This is a genomic window from Streptomyces spinosisporus (assembly GCF_022698145.1).
Taxonomy (GTDB): domain Bacteria; phylum Actinomycetota; class Actinomycetes; order Streptomycetales; family Streptomycetaceae; genus Streptomyces; species Streptomyces spinosisporus.
In genome coordinates this window covers 160,574-176,537 of the sequence record NZ_JALDAX010000003.1, presented here as the reverse complement: position 1 = coordinate 176,537, position 15,964 = coordinate 160,574, and the positions used below count along the sequence as shown (strand labels likewise).

11 protein-coding genes and 1 pseudogene are annotated in these 15,964 nt (G+C 71.8%); 9 read left to right on the top strand and 3 right to left on the bottom strand.

Annotation, left to right across the window (positions count from 1 at the left end; translation table 11 throughout):
* Positions 1-40 precede the first annotated feature (40 nt).
* Positions 41-661: a class F sortase gene (locus MQN93_RS09010; RefSeq protein WP_242709042.1), complete on the top strand. Its 621-nt coding sequence runs from the start codon at positions 41-43 to the stop codon at positions 659-661.
* On the opposite strand, the gene cpt is transcribed toward MQN93_RS09010, so the two are convergent.
* Positions 645-1,178 (bottom strand): chloramphenicol phosphotransferase CPT, encoded by a 534-nt coding sequence (cpt, locus tag MQN93_RS09005; protein WP_242709041.1) that lies wholly within the window; start codon positions 1,176-1,178, stop codon positions 645-647. The genes MQN93_RS09010 and cpt overlap by 17 nt on opposite strands.
* Positions 1,179-1,389: 211 nt before the next feature.
* On the opposite strand from cpt, the gene MQN93_RS09000 reads away from it, so the two are divergent.
* The 5 genes from MQN93_RS09000 (at position 1,390) to MQN93_RS08980 (ending at position 7,129) form a co-directional block, all read left to right on the top strand.
* Positions 1,390-2,601, top strand: a complete 1,212-nt coding sequence (locus tag MQN93_RS09000) for an NAD(P)/FAD-dependent oxidoreductase (protein WP_016435396.1) — start codon at positions 1,390-1,392, stop codon at positions 2,599-2,601.
* A complete protein-coding gene (gene nirB, locus MQN93_RS08995; protein WP_242709040.1) occupies positions 2,601-5,234 on the top strand; it encodes a nitrite reductase large subunit NirB in 2,634 nt (877 codons plus the stop codon). Before MQN93_RS09000 ends, nirB begins: the two co-directional genes overlap by 1 nt.
* Positions 5,231-5,581 (top strand): nitrite reductase small subunit NirD, encoded by a 351-nt coding sequence (gene nirD / locus MQN93_RS08990; RefSeq protein WP_016435394.1) that lies wholly within the window; start codon positions 5,231-5,233, stop codon positions 5,579-5,581. The genes nirB and nirD overlap by 4 nt, the downstream gene beginning before the upstream one ends.
* A gap of 54 nt (positions 5,582-5,635) precedes the next feature.
* Entirely contained in the window at positions 5,636-6,220 is a 585-nt protein-coding gene (locus MQN93_RS08985; RefSeq protein WP_242709039.1) for a TetR/AcrR family transcriptional regulator, read from the top strand.
* A 141-nt stretch (positions 6,221-6,361) separates the two neighbouring features.
* Positions 6,362-7,129 (top strand): SDR family NAD(P)-dependent oxidoreductase, encoded by a 768-nt coding sequence (locus MQN93_RS08980; RefSeq protein WP_242709038.1) that lies wholly within the window; start codon positions 6,362-6,364, stop codon positions 7,127-7,129.
* Positions 7,130-7,178: 49 nt separating this feature from the next.
* On the opposite strand, the pseudogene MQN93_RS08975 reads toward MQN93_RS08980, so the two are convergent.
* Positions 7,179-8,104, bottom strand: a pseudogene (locus tag MQN93_RS08975) (oxidoreductase).
* Between the two features lie 166 nt (positions 8,105-8,270).
* Between MQN93_RS08975 and MQN93_RS08970 the strand changes: the two are divergent.
* A complete protein-coding gene (locus tag MQN93_RS08970) occupies positions 8,271-11,093 on the top strand; it encodes a helix-turn-helix transcriptional regulator (RefSeq protein ID WP_242709037.1) in 2,823 nt (940 codons plus the stop codon).
* 22 nt (positions 11,094-11,115) lie between these two features.
* Here the strand turns inward: MQN93_RS08970 and MQN93_RS08965 are convergent, their stop codons facing one another.
* On the bottom strand, positions 11,116-13,749 hold the full coding sequence (locus MQN93_RS08965) for a hypothetical protein (RefSeq protein ID WP_242709036.1): 2,634 nt from the start codon (positions 13,747-13,749) through the stop codon (positions 11,116-11,118).
* Positions 13,750-14,007: 258 nt separating this feature from the next.
* Here MQN93_RS08965 and MQN93_RS08960 point away from each other — a divergent pair, with 258 nt between their 5' ends.
* Together MQN93_RS08960 and MQN93_RS08955 are read left to right on the top strand one after the other, a co-directional pair.
* Complete coding sequence (locus tag MQN93_RS08960; protein ID WP_242709035.1) at positions 14,008-14,640, top strand: hypothetical protein; 633 nt, start codon at positions 14,008-14,010, stop codon at positions 14,638-14,640.
* Positions 14,637-15,902 carry a hypothetical protein gene (locus MQN93_RS08955; RefSeq protein WP_242709034.1) on the top strand — a complete coding sequence of 422 codons (1,266 nt, stop codon included), beginning with the start codon at positions 14,637-14,639 and terminating at the stop codon, positions 15,900-15,902. The genes MQN93_RS08960 and MQN93_RS08955 overlap by 4 nt, the downstream gene beginning before the upstream one ends.
* Positions 15,903-15,964 lie beyond the last annotated feature (62 nt).

Below are 15,964 nucleotides of genomic sequence, written 5' to 3'. Positions count from 1 at the left end.
GAACCCCGGGTCCGTCCGCTTCGTCCCGCAGGAGGCTCGCGTGCGCCGGATCAGCAACGCCGCGATAGGTGCCGTCACCGTGATCGCCCTGTGCTCGGGCGCCTGGCTGCTCGGCACGGACACCGGGGCCGAGGCGCCGCCGCAGCCGTCCGCGGCACAGGCCCGCACCGGCCCGGGCGGCGAGGAGCCCGGCGCGCCCGCGCTGCCGCCCTCCCCGCCCGACCGCATCCGTATCCCCTCGATCCGGGTGGACGCCCCCCTGACGGGCCTCGCGCTCACCCCGTCCGGCAGCCTCGACGTGCCGCCCGCCACGCAGAAGAACCTCGCCGGCTGGTACGAGGCCGGCACCACCCCCGGCGAGCGGGGCACGGCCGTCGTCGCCGGCCATGTCGACAACTCCGAGGGCCCCGCCGTCTTCTACGACCTCGGCGCCCTGCAGAAGGGCAGCCGCATCGAGGTGGCCCGGCACGACGGCAGCACGGCGCTCTTCGCGGTGGACGCGGTCGAGGTGTACGACGCCCGCCACTTCCCCGACGCCAAGGTGTACGGCGCCGCCGACCGCCCCGAGCTGCGGGTGATCACCTGCGGCGGGGGGTATTCGCGCTCGACCGGCTACCAGGGGAACGTGGTGGTGTTCGCCCACCTCACCGGGAGCCGCTGACGACGGCCGCCGCGATGGTGCGCGCACACTCCAGTGACTCGGTGTGCGTGGTGTCGACCTCCATGTCGTAGACCACGCCCTGGTGCGCCAGCTCCGCCTGCTTGCGGGCCATCCCGTGCGCCCGGTCGCCCCGCGCGATCTCCCGGCCCTCGGCGACGTCGGCCTCGCAGCGCACGCCGACCCACAGCACGTCCAGGCCGTCCAGCACCGCACGCCACTCCGCCTGGGAGTGCGGACCGCCGAGGAAGACGTCGTCGACGATGATCCGGGCGCCGGCCCGGGCGGTCGCCGCGGCCCCCTTGCGCCACGCCGTCTGCAGCGTCGTGAACTCGGGGCCGACGCTCACCCCGCCGTCAGGCGAGACCAGCGCGGCCCGCAGGGACGCCGGGAGCGCGTCGACGAACGTGTCGATCGCGAAGGCCAGCCACGGGTCGGGCAGGACCTCCTGCAAGCAGCGCAGGATGCCGGACTTGCCGGCGCTCGATCCACCGTTGAGCACGATCACCTGAGTCGTCACCCGGTCACCGTAGCGTCAGGACCGCACGGATCCGCCCCGCACCGCCCCGACGGGAGCTGCTCTCACCGCCCTCCCGGCGCCTGCTCACACCGCCCTCCCAGGGCGTTCCCGGAACCCTCACACCCACCGCCCGCGCCCGAAGAGGGCAGCGTTCCGCGCGGGAAACAGTGGTGATGCTGCCGGGAAACACCGGCACCGCACGCTCCTGGACATGACCTCGAATACGCGTGTGGTGGTGATCGGCGCCGGACTCGCGGGCGTCCGTCTCGCCCGGCGGCTCGGTGAGCTCGGCACGCCCGTGACGCTGGTCGGCGAGGAGGAGCACCGCCCGTACAACCGGGTGCTCCTCGCCGAGGTGCTGGCCGGGCGCTACAGCCCGGACGTCATCGCGCTGCCCGCGCCCGCGGAGCTCGTCCGCGGCCGGGTCACGGGCGTCGACCGCGAGGTGCGAGCCGTACATCTCGCGGACGGCTCGGAGATCGCATACGACACCCTCGTCCTGGCGACCGGCTCGAACCCCGTACTGCCGCCCCTGCGCGGCCTGTTCACGCCGGACCACGTCCTGCCCGAGGGCGTGCACGCGTTCCGCACCATGGACGACTGCCTCGGCCTCTCCAAGGCCGTACGGCCGGGCGTGCGGGCGGTCGTCATCGGCGGCGGGCTCCTCGGGGTCTCCGCGGCCCGCGCGCTCGCCGAGCGCGGCGCCCAGGTCGTCCTCGCCCAGCAGTCCGAGCGGCTCATGGAGCGACAGCTCGACCCGAGCGCGTCGAAGCTGGTCGCACGGCATCTGGGCGACCTCGGCGTCGAGGTGCACACCGAGTGCCGGGTGCGCGACGTGCGCTGCGTGGGCGGCGCGGTCCGCTCGGTCGAGATGCACGACGGCTACGCCCTCGACGCCGACCTCGTGGTCCTGGCCTGCGGGGTCCACCCCCGCGTCGGCCTCGCGCAGGCCGCGGGCCTGGACGTGCGCAAGGGGGTCGTCGTCGACGACGAACTGCGCACCTCCGACCCGTACATCCGCGCGATCGGCGACTGTGTCCAGCACGACGGCACCGTGTACGGGCTCGCCGCCCCGGCGCTCGAACAGGCCGAAGTGCTTGCCGAGTTGCTCGCCGGACGGCCCGACGCCCGCTACACCGGCACCCGTTCGCTGACCCGGCTGACGCTGGCCGGCGAGGGCTTCTTCGACCTCGCCGCGTTCGGCGAGACGGAGCCGCTTCCCGGGGACGACGTCGTCCAGCTCACGGACGCCACCCGCGGCACCTACCGCAAGGTCGTCGTCCGCGACGACCGCCTGGTCGGCGGGGTGCTCGTCGGCGAACTGGGCACCGTCGGCGCGCTCGCCCGCGCCTGGGAGGGAGCAGAGCCGCTCCCCGACGACGGCCCGCTGCTCCACCTGCTCACCAACGATGGAGGCTCCTGATGACCGCCACCCCGCAGGCCACGGAGGCCACGGAGGCCGCCCCCACGATCGTGCTCGTCGGCCACGGCATGGTCGGCCAGCGCTTCCTCGAAGCGCTCGCCGAGCGCGGCCTGACCGCCACGCACCGCGTGGTCGTGCTCTGCGAGGAGCCGCGTCCCGCCTACGACCGCGTGGCCCTCACGTCGTACTTCTCGGGCCGGTCTCCCGAGGAACTCTCCATGACCGACCGGGAGTTCATCGACACGCACGGCATCGAGCTGTACGTCGGCGACCCGGCCGTCTCCGTCGACCGCGCGGCGAGGAAGGTCACCGCCCGGTCCGGTGCGGTCTTCGAGTACGACACCCTCGTCCTCGCCACCGGCTCCTACCCCTTCGTGCCGCCGGTCCCGAACAAGGACGCCACCGGCTGCTTCGTCTACCGCACCATCGAGGACCTGCTCGCGATCGAGGAGTACGCCAAGAAGGCCACGGTCGGCGCGGTGGTCGGCGGCGGTCTGCTCGGCCTGGAGGCGGCCGGGGCGCTCAAGGGACTCGGACTCACCTCCCACATCGTGGAGTTCGCACCGCGGCTGATGCCGGTGCAGGTCGACGACGGCGGTGGCGCGGCCCTGCTGCGCACCATCGAGGAGATGGGCCTGACCGTGCACACGGGGGTCGGCACGCAGGAGGTCGTGGTCGACGAGGCCGGCGCCGTCACCGGCATGAAGCTGTCCGACGGCTCCGAACTCGCCACGGACATGGTGGTGTTCAGCGCCGGTGTGCGGCCGAGGGACCAGCTCGCCCGCGACTGTGGCCTGACCGTCGGCGAGCGCGGCGGCATCACCGTCGACGAGCAGTGCCGTACGGTCGCCGACCCGCACGTCTTCGCGATCGGCGAGTGCGCGCTGGCCGCCGACGGCCGGGTGTACGGCCTGGTGGCGCCCGGTTACGAGCAGGCGGAGACGGCCGCGGCCACGATCGCCGCGGACGAGGCGTCGTTCACCGGCGCGGACCTCTCCACCAAGCTCAAGCTCCTCGGCGTGGACGTCGCCTCCTTCGGCGACGCGCACGGCGCCACCGAGGACTGCCTGGACGTCGTCTACTCCGACTCCCGCGCGGGCCTGTACAAGAAGCTGGTCATCGGCCGCGACGGCACGCTGCTCGGCGGCATCCTGGTCGGCGACGCGGAGGCGTACGGCACCCTGAAGGCCTTCACCGGCTCCGTCCCGCCCGTGAAGCCGGAGTCGCTGGTGCTGCCCGCGGGCGCCGGTGAGTCCGCGCAGCTGGGCCCGACCGCGCTGCCGGACGACGCGATCATCTGTTCCTGCAACAACGTCCGCAAGGGCACCATCCGCGCGGCCGTCACCGAGCACTCCTGCACCACCGTCCCCGAAGTGAAGAAGTGCACCAAGGCCGGTACCACGTGCGGCAGTTGCGTCAAGGTGCTCGGCCAGCTGGTCACCGCCGAACTGGAGGCGTCCGGCGTCGAGGTCGACAAGGGCCTGTGCGGCTGCTTCTCACAGACCCGCGAGGAGCTCTACGAGATCGTCCTCGCCCTGCGCATCAACACCTACCAGGACCTGCTCGACCGCTACGGCCGCGACGACGCCCGGGGCGGTGACGGCTGCGAGACCTGCAAGCCGGCCGTCGGCTCGATCATCGCCTCCCTCGCCCCGACGATCGGCGCGAGCGGCTACGTCCTGGACGGCGAGCAGGCGGCGCTGCAGGACAGCAACGACCACTTCCTGGCCAACCTGCAGAAGAACGGCTCGTACTCGGTCGTGCCGCGCATCCCCGGCGGTGAGATCACCCCCGAGGGCCTGATCACGATCGGTGAGATCGCCCGCGACTTCGGGCTCTACACGAAGATCACCGGTGGTCAGCGGATCGACATGTTCGGTGCGCGGGTCGAGCAACTGCCGCTGATCTGGATGCGGTTGGTGGACGCCGGCTTCGAGTCGGGCCACGCGTACGGCAAGGCGCTGCGCACCGTGAAGTCCTGTGTGGGCCAGACCTGGTGCCGCTACGGCGTCCAGGACTCCGTCCGCATGGCGATCGACCTGGAGCTGCGCTACCGGGGGCTCAGGTCGCCGCACAAGCTCAAGTCCGCGGTCTCCGGGTGCGCCCGCGAGTGCGCCGAGGCCCAGTCGAAGGACTTCGGCGTCATCGCCACCTCCAACGGCTGGAACCTCTACGTCGGCGGCAACGGCGGCGCGACCCCGCGCCACGCGGACCTGCTCGCCCAGGACCTGTCCGACGCCGAACTGGTCCGCCTCATCGACCGGTTCCTGATGTTCTACATCCGCACCGCCGACCGCCTCGAGCGCACCTCGACCTGGCTGGAGCGCATCCCCGGCGGCCTGGACCACGTACGGGACGTGGTGGTGGAGGACTCCCTCGGGATCTGCGAGGAGCTGGAGTCCCTGATGGCGGCGCACGTGGCGAACTACGCCGACGAGTGGGCGACCACCATCAACAGCCCCGAACGGCTCGCCCGGTTCGTGTCCTTCGTGAACGCGCCCGACACCCCCGACCCGGTCGTCGGCTTCGTTCCGGAACGCGACCAGGTCAAGCCCGATCTGCCGCTGCTGTCCATCGGCATGCGCACCACCGAGAACCCGGCCGACCTCCTGGAAGGAAGCGCCCAGCGATGACCCTGGCACCCGAGACGACCGACCTGAAGATCCAACTCCAGCTGCAGGACGGCTGGTTGGAGGTCTGCGACCTCACTCAGCTGGTCCCGGGCCGTGGGGTTGCCGCGCTGCTGCCCGACGGCCGCCAGGCCGCGCTGTTCCGCGACCGCGGCGGCAATCTGTACGCGATCGACAACCGCGACCCCTTCGGCGGCGCGGCGGTCCTCTCCCGCGGCCTGACCGGGACCCACCGGGGCCGCCCGTTCGTCGCCTCGCCCCTGCTGAAGCAGCGCTTCGACCTGCTGTCGGGGCAGTGCCTGGACGACGAGACGGTACGGGTGGCGACGTACGAGGTGCGGGCGGCATAGCCCTTCCCCTGCCATTCTTGACCGATCGTTCTGATAAGACCTAGGCTGCGGTACGTGGCCAGGACCAAGGAGTTCGATCCGGACGCCGCGCTGCAGGCAGCCCTGGAGCTGTTCTGGCAGCGCGGCTACGAGGCGACGTCGATGTCCGACCTGGTGGAGCGGCTCGGCATCGGCCGCGCCAGCATCTACGCGACCTTCGGCAACAAGCACGAGCTGTACCTGAAGGCGCTGGAGCGCTACGACCGGGCCGGGCTCCCGCCGATCCTGCGCGAGCTGTCCCAGCCGGGGCCGGCGCTGCCCGCCGTACGGTCCGTCGTACGGCGCTACGCCACCGAGGCGTCCGACGAACAACTGCGGGCGAACGGCTGCCTGGTCACCAACACGGCGAGCGAACTCGCCCCGCACGACGCGGCCGCCGCGCGGCACGTGGAGCGCAACTGGGACCAGCTCGAAGCCGTCCTGCACTCGGCACTGATCCGCGCCCAGGCCCAGGGCGAGCTGCCCGCGGAGCGGGACCCCCTCACACTCGCCCGCATGCTCCTGGTGCTGCTCCAGGGCCTTCGAGTGGTCGGCAAGGCCTCCACCGACCCGACCCGCGTCCGGGACGCGGCGGAGCAGGCGCTGGCGCTACTGGACTGAGGTGCCTCTCGCGCAGCGGGGGGCGCTTTTTATTGGGCAAATACTGAACCGTTCGGTCAATAATCAGAGATCAGGGCAGAGACCAGATCAGGGATCAGGGATCAGGGATCAGGGATCAGGGATCAGGGATCAGGGGAGATCATGACAAGCAGCCGCTTCACCGGCAGAACCGCTCTCGTCACCGGTGCCGGTTCCGGCATCGGGCGGGCGATCGCGCTCGCTTTCGCGGACGAGGGGGCGCGAGTCGTCGTGGCCGGGCGGCGCAGGGAGCCGCTCGACGAGACGGTCCGGCTGATCGAGGACCGGGGCGGCAAGGCGCTCGCGGTGACGGGGGACGTGTCCGACGCCGCGGACGCCCAGGCACTGGTGGACGCCGCCGTGGACGCCTTCGGCACGCTCGACGTGGCGGTGAACAACGCGGGCGTCTTCCGGGGCGGCGCCCCGCTGGCCGACCTCTCGGAGGCCGACTGGCACACCCAGCTCGACACGAACGTCACCGGCGTCTTCCTGGCTCTGCGGGCCCAGATACGCCGGATGCGCACCCAGCCGACGGGCGGGGCCATCGTCAACATCGCCTCCACCTTCGGCGCGCACACGCGCGTGCCGGGCGCCGCCGCCTACGCCGCCTCCAAGGCCGCCGTCTCCGCCCTGACCAGAGCCGCGGCCCGCGACCACATCGGCGAGGGCGTACGCATCAACGCCGTCAGCCCCGGCGCCGTGGAAACCCCCATGTCCCTACGCCCCGGCGAAACAGAAGCCGACCGCGAGGCCCGCGCAAAGGCAACCCTCCCCCTCGGCCGAGTCTCCACCACCCACGAGATCGCCGCCGCAGTCCTCTACCTGGCCTCGACCGACGCCTCCTCGGTGGTCGGTACGGACTTGGTGGTGGACAGCGGCGCAACGGCGTGACGGGGCACACCACGGTCTGACAGGTCACGCCCCGGGAGCGGAGGCAGGTTCACGCCTTCAGGCGGTCGTACGCCACCCCGGTCAGTTGCTCGGACGCAGCCCAGAGCCGTTCCCCATCGTGTCGTTGAGGGTCCACGACGCGCGCCAGGACGGGGCGGGGGAGCCGCGCCACATCATGAAGGAGGGGCCGGTGAAGGAGTCGGGGCGCACGTTGGGGGCTGTGGCGGCGTACAGGATGGGCAGTGCGCCCGTTTCTGCCGACTGGGCGAAGAGCTTGTTGCCGAGGGCCATCACCCGGCCGGCGAGCCTGCGGCCCTCCATCCGGGGCGCGGTGCCCTGGAGGTTGGTGGCCGCGTAGCCGGGGTGGGCCGCGACCGCCAGCACGTCCGCGCCGTGCGCCGCCAGCCTGCGTGCGAACTCGTGTGTGAAGAGCAGGTTGGCGGTCTTGGAGCGGCCGTAGGCGATCCAACGGCGGTAGCGGCGCCCGCTGTTGAGGTCGCCGATGTCGATGTTGGACAGGGCGTGCATCTCGCTGGAGACGGTCACGACGCGGGCGCCGGGTGTGGCGAGCAGGGCGGGCAGCAGCAGTCCGGTGAGCGCGAAGTGGCCGAGGTGGTTGACCCCGAACTGCGTCTCGAAGCCGTCCGCGGTCGTTCCGTACGGCAGCGCCATCACACCGGCGTTGTTGACGAGCAGGTCGAGACGGTCGTAGGAGAAGCGGTCCGCGAACTCCCGTACGGAGCGCAGGTCCCCGAGGTCGAGTCGAGCCAACTCCACTGCCGAGCCCGGCACTTCACCCTGAAGACGTTCGACCGCACCCCTCCCCCGCACCTCACTCCGGCACGCGAGCACCACCCGCGCCCCCTTGCACGCCAGCTCCCGCGCGGCGACGTACCCGAGCCCACTGTTCGCCCCCGTCACGACGGCGACGCGGCCGCTCTGGTCGGGGATGCCGTCGGTGTTCCAGCCGGACATGGCGGGCTCCCTCCGTGGGCCTGAGCATCCGCTGCTCCCCAGCCTACGAGAGACCGGTACCGGGGCGGCGGTGGCACCGCGAGGCCCGTCGGGTTGCGGCACGCCCCCAGCGAAGTCCCCCTCTTTCCGACAGAATTGCAGGCATCGGGATACTCGGGGGGACGCCATGTCGGAACACCGGGTGGGAGCGTTATTCCTCGGCCGACAGGAGCAGCTGTCCTGGCTGAGCGCACGGCTGAAGCGGGCCGCGAACAGCGAGCCGCAGGTGGTGATGGTCGACGGCCCGGCCGGCATAGGCAAGACCTCTCTGGTACGGCAGTTCCTCGTGGGTCTCGGCCCGGGCTCCTGCGTGCTGGAGGCAAGCGGCGAGGAGAACGAGACACACCTGCCGTACGCCGTGGTGGCCCAGCTGTTGGCGCACGTCACCGACGACCTGGAACCACCTCTGCTCGGACTCGACCGCAGTCTGCGGCCCGGCGCCGCGGTGCCGGATCCGGTCGCCGTGGGGTCCGGCCTGCTCGACCTCGTAGGACGCACTCAGGACCGAGCGCCTGTCGTCGTGATCATCGACGACGCGCACTGGGCCGACACGCCGTCCCTGCACGCCATCACCTTCGCGCTGCGCCGGCTGCGCGTGGACCGGGTGATGACCGTGCTGGTACTGCGCGACCCGAACGAGCCGCGACTGCCGCCGGGTCTACGCCGTCTCCTCGGCGACGACAACACCCTCAAGGTGCACGTCGACGGTCTCGGCCTGCGGGAGATCAACGGACTCAACACCGCGCTGGGCGGAGCCCCGCTGCCACGCTGGGCGGCCACACGACTGCGGGAGCACACCCGGGGCAACCCGTTGCACACCAAGGCCCTGCTCCGACAGTTCCCCGCCGAGGTCTTCACCGCGAGCAGCGCCGTGCTGCCGGCGCCCCGGGCGTACGAACAACTGGTCCGCGACCGTCTCGACCTGTGCGGCCCCGGTGCACGCCGCCTCATCGAGGCGACCGGTGTGTTGGGTATGTCCGCCCCGCTGCACCTGGCCGTCCGGATCGGCGCCGTGTCCGAACCCCTCGACGCCCTGGCGGAGGCCATGGAGGCGGAACTGTTGGAGGAGCGGACGACCGGTGACGTACCGACCGTGGCGTTTCCGCATCCAATGACGCGAGCCGCCGTCTACCTGGGGCTGCGGCCCGCCCTGCGCTCCCAGTTGCACCAGCAGGCCGCGAGCCTGGCGGACGACCCCGCGCAGTCACTGCGCCACCGGGCCCGCGCCGCTCCCGGACCGGACGCGGATCTCGCGGACGAGCTCGCCGCCTTCGCGGGCGAGCAGGCCGGGACGGGAGCGTGGTCCACCGCCGCCTCCGCGCTGAGTGCCGCCGCCCGGCTGGCCACGGACAGCTCCACCCGGGCCCGGTGGTTCCTCCAGACCATGGAGTACCTGCTGCTCGCCGGTGACATCAGTCAGGCCGCCGAGCTCGAGCGGGAAGCCCGTGCCCTCGCCCCGAGTACCGAACAGCACTACGTGCTGGGGCACTTGGCACTCACCACCGGGCACCTCAACAAGGCACGCGACGAACTCACCGCGGCCTGGGACTCCTGCGACGCGGGGACACCGGTGGAGATGGCCGGATACACGGCGGAGCAACTGGCATGGGTGCACCTGATCCAGGGCGACGGCCGGGGAGCGGTCACCTGGGCCAGGCGCGGGCTGGAGGGCGACGGCCGGGGAGCGGTCACCTGGGCCAGGCGCGGGCTGGAGGTGCCGGCGGTCAAGCGGCACTCCTTCCTTCGCGACTCCCTCGCCATCGGCCTGGCCTTCGACGGCCGCCACGACGAGGCCGTGCAGTCCGTCGCGCACCTGCCGGCCACGGGCCCGCGCACGACGCCCGCCGCACTGGAGGGCCTGATGGCGCGCGGGCTGCTGCGCCTGTGGGAAGGGAACCTGCGCGCCGCACGCCGTGACCTGGACCAGGCCGCCGCCGCACACCGCGTCGTCGGACTGCCCATGCTGACGATCACCTCGCTCGCCTTTCTCGCCGATGCCGAGTACCGCTCGGGACGGTGGGACGACGCCGTCACCCACGGCACCCAGGCGGTGTCGCTCGCCGAGGACACCGACCAGACGTCCACCCTGGCCCTGGTGCACGCGCTGGTGACGCCGCCGCTGGCCGCCCGCGGTGACCTCGACGCCGCCGGATGCCATGCGGGGTTGTCGGGTGAGTACGCCCGCAGGCTCGGCGACGTCAACGACGCCGCCCTCGCCGCGGTCGCGCTCGCCCACGTCCAAGTCGTCCGAGGCGACCACGAGGGCGCGATCGCCGCGCTGCGTCCCCTGCTCGACGTCGGCTTTCCGCACCGTGCGGGCCTGGACGAACCGGGCATCGTCGGATGGCGCCCGCTGCTTGCGGAGGCCCTCGTCAGGACGGGGCAGCTGGCCGAGGCCGGAACCGTACTGCCGCCCTACGAGGCGCGGTCCGCCATACTCGACCGCTGGCTCGACCAGGCCGTGGCCGCCCGGTGCCGCGGGCTGCTGGAGGCGGCCCGCGGCGACGCCGACGCGGCGGAGGCGTCCTTCCGCGCGGCCCTGGACCACTGCGCGCGGGGTGAACCCTGCTGGGAACAGGCGCTGTCACGACTCGCGTTCGGTACGTTCCTGCGCCGTGCCGGACGGCGCGGTCCGGCGGTCGCCCAGCTGGAGGCCGCCTGGGAGGCGTTCCGGCGGCTCGGGGCGGACCCCTTCCTGGAACGCTGCACCACTGAACTCGCGGCCTGCGGACGGCGGATGACAGACCATCAGGAGGCCCACCACGTCATGCTCACGCCTCAGGAACTCACCGTGGCGAATCTGGCGACCCGCGGGCTGACCAACCGCCGGATCGCCCGGGAGCTGGTGCTCAGCGTCAAGACCATCGAGTACCACTTGGGCAACGTCTATGCCAAGCTCGGCATCAACTCCCGTACGGAACTGGCCTCCCGCCTCACCCCCGAGGAGTGAGCCGGGAGGCCTCGCGGCGGGTTCAGCCCCGCCTTTCGCCCCCCGCCCTCACCCATCCCGCAGCGCTGGGTGCGGACCCGGTCGGCGGCAGGAAGTCCGCGCGCACGGCCCGCCATCCCTCCGGCACGGCCGCCTCGAATGCGCCGTCCCGCACGGGCACCGTCCGATAGGTGTAGGACTCGGGCCCCGTGCCTTCGCCGTCCACGGTCACGATCACCTTGCCGCCGTCGACGCGATCGCCCGTGCCGACCGCCACGACCGTGCCCGCCGCCCGCGGACCTCGGACCTCGAAGTCGTCGATGCGGGTGGCCCGGCCGGTGGTCACCTCGGCCTGTGCGCCGCCGAGTATTCCCACATGGTGGTGGCGTTCGTCCGTCGGGTCCTCGATCTGGCTGTGCACGCTCACTCGGTTGGACACCCAGCGGTATTCCTCCACGTCGTCCTGGCGCAGCGCGATGTCGGGCGGGAGGGTGGACGCGTCCGGATCCGGCGCGTACTCGAACATGAGGCCGATCCGCCGTGTCTCCCCGGCATTCAGCCACAGCCAGGTGTGCTCCACGAACGTGCGGTAGAGCGGGTTGCTCTGCGCGGCCACCACGAACACCCGGGCACGCTGCCGGTACGGATTGGTCACCGTGCACGAGGTGGTCTCCCGCGTCGAGGGCGACGCGGTGGACGCGATGAACCGGTCGTAGTTCGACTGGGCCTGGTTGTTCAACTCGGTGCGTTCCACGACGCTGAGCGCGGACGGGACGACGTACAGCGGAATGCGGGCCATCACGCAGAAGTGACCCCCCTTCTTCGGGGGCACCCACACAGTGCTGAACTCGACAGGGGCGCCGACCGGAACGGTCCTGGTGTCCGAGCCGATGTAGAACTCGGGCGCGCCGCCGATGTTGTAGTCCTTGACGTAGAAGTCGACGCGGACGCCCGGGGCGTTGACGTCCCCGCGGTTGCGGACCTGGGCCACGACGGTGTTCGCGTGCTCGAGCCAGGGCACGTTGAGCCAGGTGGGATCCGCATCGCTCCTGGCATTGCGCACCTCGATGTCCGGGCTCTGCCACGGCCGTTGAGGGCTCGCGGGCCACGGCCGGATGGAGGGGTCGGGGCACCCGCTGACGCCGTAGCGGATGTGTACGTCGGCCTTGGTGCCGTCGATGCCGCTGACGCTGATGCTGAAGTCGGTGGGGAACAGCGGGTCGGAATGGTCGGTCTCGGTGTAGACGCCGCCGTTGCCGAGGACCGGACCCGAGTCGTCCCCGTCGCTGCGCAGCAACAGGATCTGCGGACGGCTCACCGGTGCCTGCTCCGGCGCGGTGACGTCGGTGCCGACGACCCGGTTGTCGGCGGGCAGTCGGCGGTCTCCGATGTCCGGGGCCTCACCGTTGCGGTACTCCAGGTAGTAGTTGTAGCCGTCGGCGATCCGGATCTCGATCCCGGCGTAGGTGCCCGGCGCGGGAGCGCCCCCCTCCACCGGGCTCAGGGTCACCGTCTGGTCGACGGGCGATCCGTCGGCGAAGTTGAGGCGACGCAGCCAGTCGGCGGGTACCCAGCCCAGCATCATGCGGTGCACGAGGGTGGGATGGGGCAGTGGGTCGTCCCAGTCCATGATGTCCCACGAACCCACGTTGCGACCGGGGACCGCGGGCGTGTACTGGTCGAACAGCCCGAGGTTGTGGCCGAGTTCATGGCTGAACGACTCGTGGATCTCACGATCGTCCGCGGTCCCCCACTCGTTCGGCATGGAGACGATGCCCAGGATCCGGTGTCCGTCGGAGGTGGTGAACGGGCCCCGGCCGCCCACGCTCGCGTACGGCCAGGCGCTGCGGTCCGGATCGGTGCCGGCCGCGGGCACCGACTGGGACACCAGCAGGACGGTGTCGAAGCGCGCGTAGTCGATCAGGGAGTCCGCCGCGGTGATGCACTCCTGGGCGAAGTTGCCCTTGAACCTGCCCTTGGACTCGCCGCTTTCCTCGAAGTAGTCGGTGAACGTTCCCGGCAGCTGCACGGGCCCGAACGCCTCGGCGGTCAGGTCGAAGTTGCCGTACGAGACCTCCCGGAACCAGGCCGCGCTGCTCCGGATGACGCCGTCGGGGCCCTTGACCCCGCGGACGATCTCGTCGAGCCAGCGGTCGCGGTGGGCCTGCATCTCGACCGGATCGGTGGTGTAGCGCCGGGACGCGGTGTCCACGAACACGATGGCCACCCGGCGGACGCCGAGCGCCGGGAAGACGTCGTGGTTCTGCGGTGCGTCGGGATCACCGCCACCCCAGGCCGCTCCGGTCGTCGCGGCCGGCTGACGGCCGGAGAACCACTGCGCAGGCCCCTGTTCCTCCTCCGGCCAGTGCCCGACGACCTCGTACGAGGTCTCGCCCACCACGGAACCTGAGTTCCTGTCGGTCACCACCACTCGGTAGGTGCCGGGTGTGTGGCCCGCCAGCAGCATCACCTCGGGCCGCGCGGGGTCGAAACGAGGCCCGCGCGCCATCGACACCAGGCCGCCGGCGAGCCCATCGGGCACCGTGATGTCGAGGTCATCGAGCGTCAGCCCGGACTCCGGACCGATGCCGAGCCTGAGTGGTGCGTAGGAACCGACGAAGAGCCGCCCGTCCCTCGCGTCCAACCACAGGTCGACCGGAAGCTGCCCTGATGTCATGGGATCCCCCCTCGAACGGACATGGCCGTACGTACGTGGGCATCGACCGTAGAGAGCAGGAGACGGCACGGGCCTCGGGGACGTTCCCCGGGATGTCCCCGGAGGTTTTCCCAAGGGTGAGCCCCGGGAGATCCGCCGCGCACCCTGGGGCCGCGGGGTCCCGGGGCAATCCCCTACTGCTTCCCCGGGTTGGCCCGGCCGGCTCCTTCGTAGGGTTCCCCGTGCCGACGCCGAAGACATCGGAGACGGGGGTTCGCCATGTCAGGTCGTTCAGCGCTCGTCCAAGCACCCGGGAAGCCGCCCGCCCGACGCCGTACGGGGGTCGGCGTCGGCGGGGTTCTCGTGGTGCTCGGCCTGCTCGTCGGTGCGACGGCCTGCACCTCCTCCGACCCGCCCGGCCCCGGGTCCGTGACGTCGAGCGTGCGGGGGACCACGCCATCGGCCGGTACCAGGACGGGGCCGGAGACGACCACGCCACCCGTGCTGCCGGAGCCGGAGGACGACGCGTCCGAGGCAGCGGTGCTCCCGGAGCCGCTGGTGGGCGTGTGGGAGAGCAAGCCGGACGGCGGCTCGGCCACCATCGCCTACAGGTTCACCGCGGACGGAAGGTACAGGTACACCGGGCTGCTCTTCTATCCGAACACGGACGGGAACGACGTCCAGATCACCTTCATCGCGCAGGGCACGGCTCGTGTCGACGGCGACGTACTCGTCACCACACCCACCGAGGCCACCAGGTCGCGCATCGACCCCGCAGATCCGGCCGGCAACTACACCGACCAGCCGTCCGACCTCACCCCCGAACGTCACACCTGGGAGGTGGCCGACGACGAGCTCGTTCTCGCCGACGAGACGGGAACAGAGACCGTCTACGTACGGCGATCGTCATGAGCGGGCGGCCCCGGCGGCTGAGTGTGCGCATCCGCACCCAGATCGCCCTGCTCTCACTCGTCGTCGCCGCGGCGCTGCTGGCCACCTGGCAGTTCGGCGAGGCGTCCGGCGCATACCAGGACGCGGTGCGGCAGGAGATCAAACGCCGGACGGCCGTGGTCGAGGACGCCCGTTTCGTCTACGGCGAGGAAGGTCCCCCGGCCTTCACGGTCGCCGTGGCCGAGACCCGGGCGGAGCGCCTTCGGCCGCTCAGGAACGACGGCAGGCCGGCCGCGTCCGAGTACGCCGTCGCCGCACAGACCGCGTTCCAGCTGCGTCGCGCCGCCCGGCCCGACAGCCTGCTCGGCAACAGCACCTACCGCCAGGATCTCGGTTACGACCTGCCGCGACGACTCGCCGACATACAGACCGGCTCACCCGACCTGTATGGGCTTGATCCCGGCGCAACCCTGCAGCGCGGGGACAGCTGGTCCGTCGCGGGCCGGGTCTCCGTCGCCGTGGGCGCCGCGGGCGTACTCGCGGCGCTGTGCGCGGCCAACGTCCTCAGGCCGCACAGGTGGCAGCAGGCACGGACGCCCTCGGGCCGACGTGTGCTGAGGGACCTGGACATCATTCCCCAGCCCGCGATCGCGCCCGCCGGCCGGCGCCGGGCCGTCCTGTTGCACCTCGTCGTCTTCGTCCTGCCTCTGCTGCTGCCTCTGGGACAGATACTGGCGGCGGGCAACGAGCAACGTGCCCTGGCCGAGGCGGCGCGTGACGACATCCGGCTCAGCACCTCGATCAGCCTCCAGCTCCACCGCACGGCGTTTTTCAGCAACAGTCTGGTGGCCGCCAAGGTGGCCGAACTGCAGGCCCCGGCGCGGGAACTGGCCGCCCTGGACACCGGGATCGGCCCAGGGGCGGCACATCACGAGCGGAGGATGGCGGCCGTGGAGAGGGTTGTCGCACGGGACACCGAGGCCATCGCCCGGTACATGGGCCGACCGCCGACCAGGGCCGACGGCGTCGACCCGCAGACCGTCACAGCGATGGCCCAGGACCTCAGGGACCTGTCCGCCGCGCAGGCCGAGCAGCACCGCCAAGTGGATCTCGCAGACAGCGCAGGCCGACGCTCCCTGTACCTGTCCGCCGCCACGTCCCTCGCCGTCGTGGCCGAGATCCTGGCGGTGGCGGCACTGGCCGCCCGCAGCCGCGGATGGCGCTGGTGGCCGGCCGTCTGCGCCGTACTGTCCGTCGCCGTCACGGCTGCCGCGTACCTCTGACACCCGAAGGGGCGGCACCTCCGCACAAGGTGCCGCCCCTCTTGGTGATCCGGAGCCGCCGC

Coding starts and splice junctions, on each gene's coding strand:
- MQN93_RS09000 (WP_016435396.1), top strand. CDS start 1,390: ATGACCTCGAATACGCGTGTGGTGGTGATCGGCGCCGGACTCGCGGGC.
- nirB (WP_242709040.1), top strand. CDS start 2,601: ATGACCGCCACCCCGCAGGCCACGGAGGCCACGGAGGCCGCCCCCACG.
- nirD (WP_016435394.1), top strand. CDS start 5,231: ATGACCCTGGCACCCGAGACGACCGACCTGAAGATCCAACTCCAGCTG.
- MQN93_RS08980 (WP_242709038.1), top strand. CDS start 6,362: ATGACAAGCAGCCGCTTCACCGGCAGAACCGCTCTCGTCACCGGTGCC.
- MQN93_RS08970 (WP_242709037.1), top strand. CDS start 8,271: ATGTCGGAACACCGGGTGGGAGCGTTATTCCTCGGCCGACAGGAGCAG.
- MQN93_RS08965 (WP_242709036.1), bottom strand. CDS start 13,749: ATGACATCAGGGCAGCTTCCGGTCGACCTGTGGTTGGACGCGAGGGAC.
- MQN93_RS08960 (WP_242709035.1), top strand. CDS start 14,008: ATGTCAGGTCGTTCAGCGCTCGTCCAAGCACCCGGGAAGCCGCCCGCC.
- MQN93_RS08955 (WP_242709034.1), top strand. CDS start 14,637: ATGAGCGGGCGGCCCCGGCGGCTGAGTGTGCGCATCCGCACCCAGATC.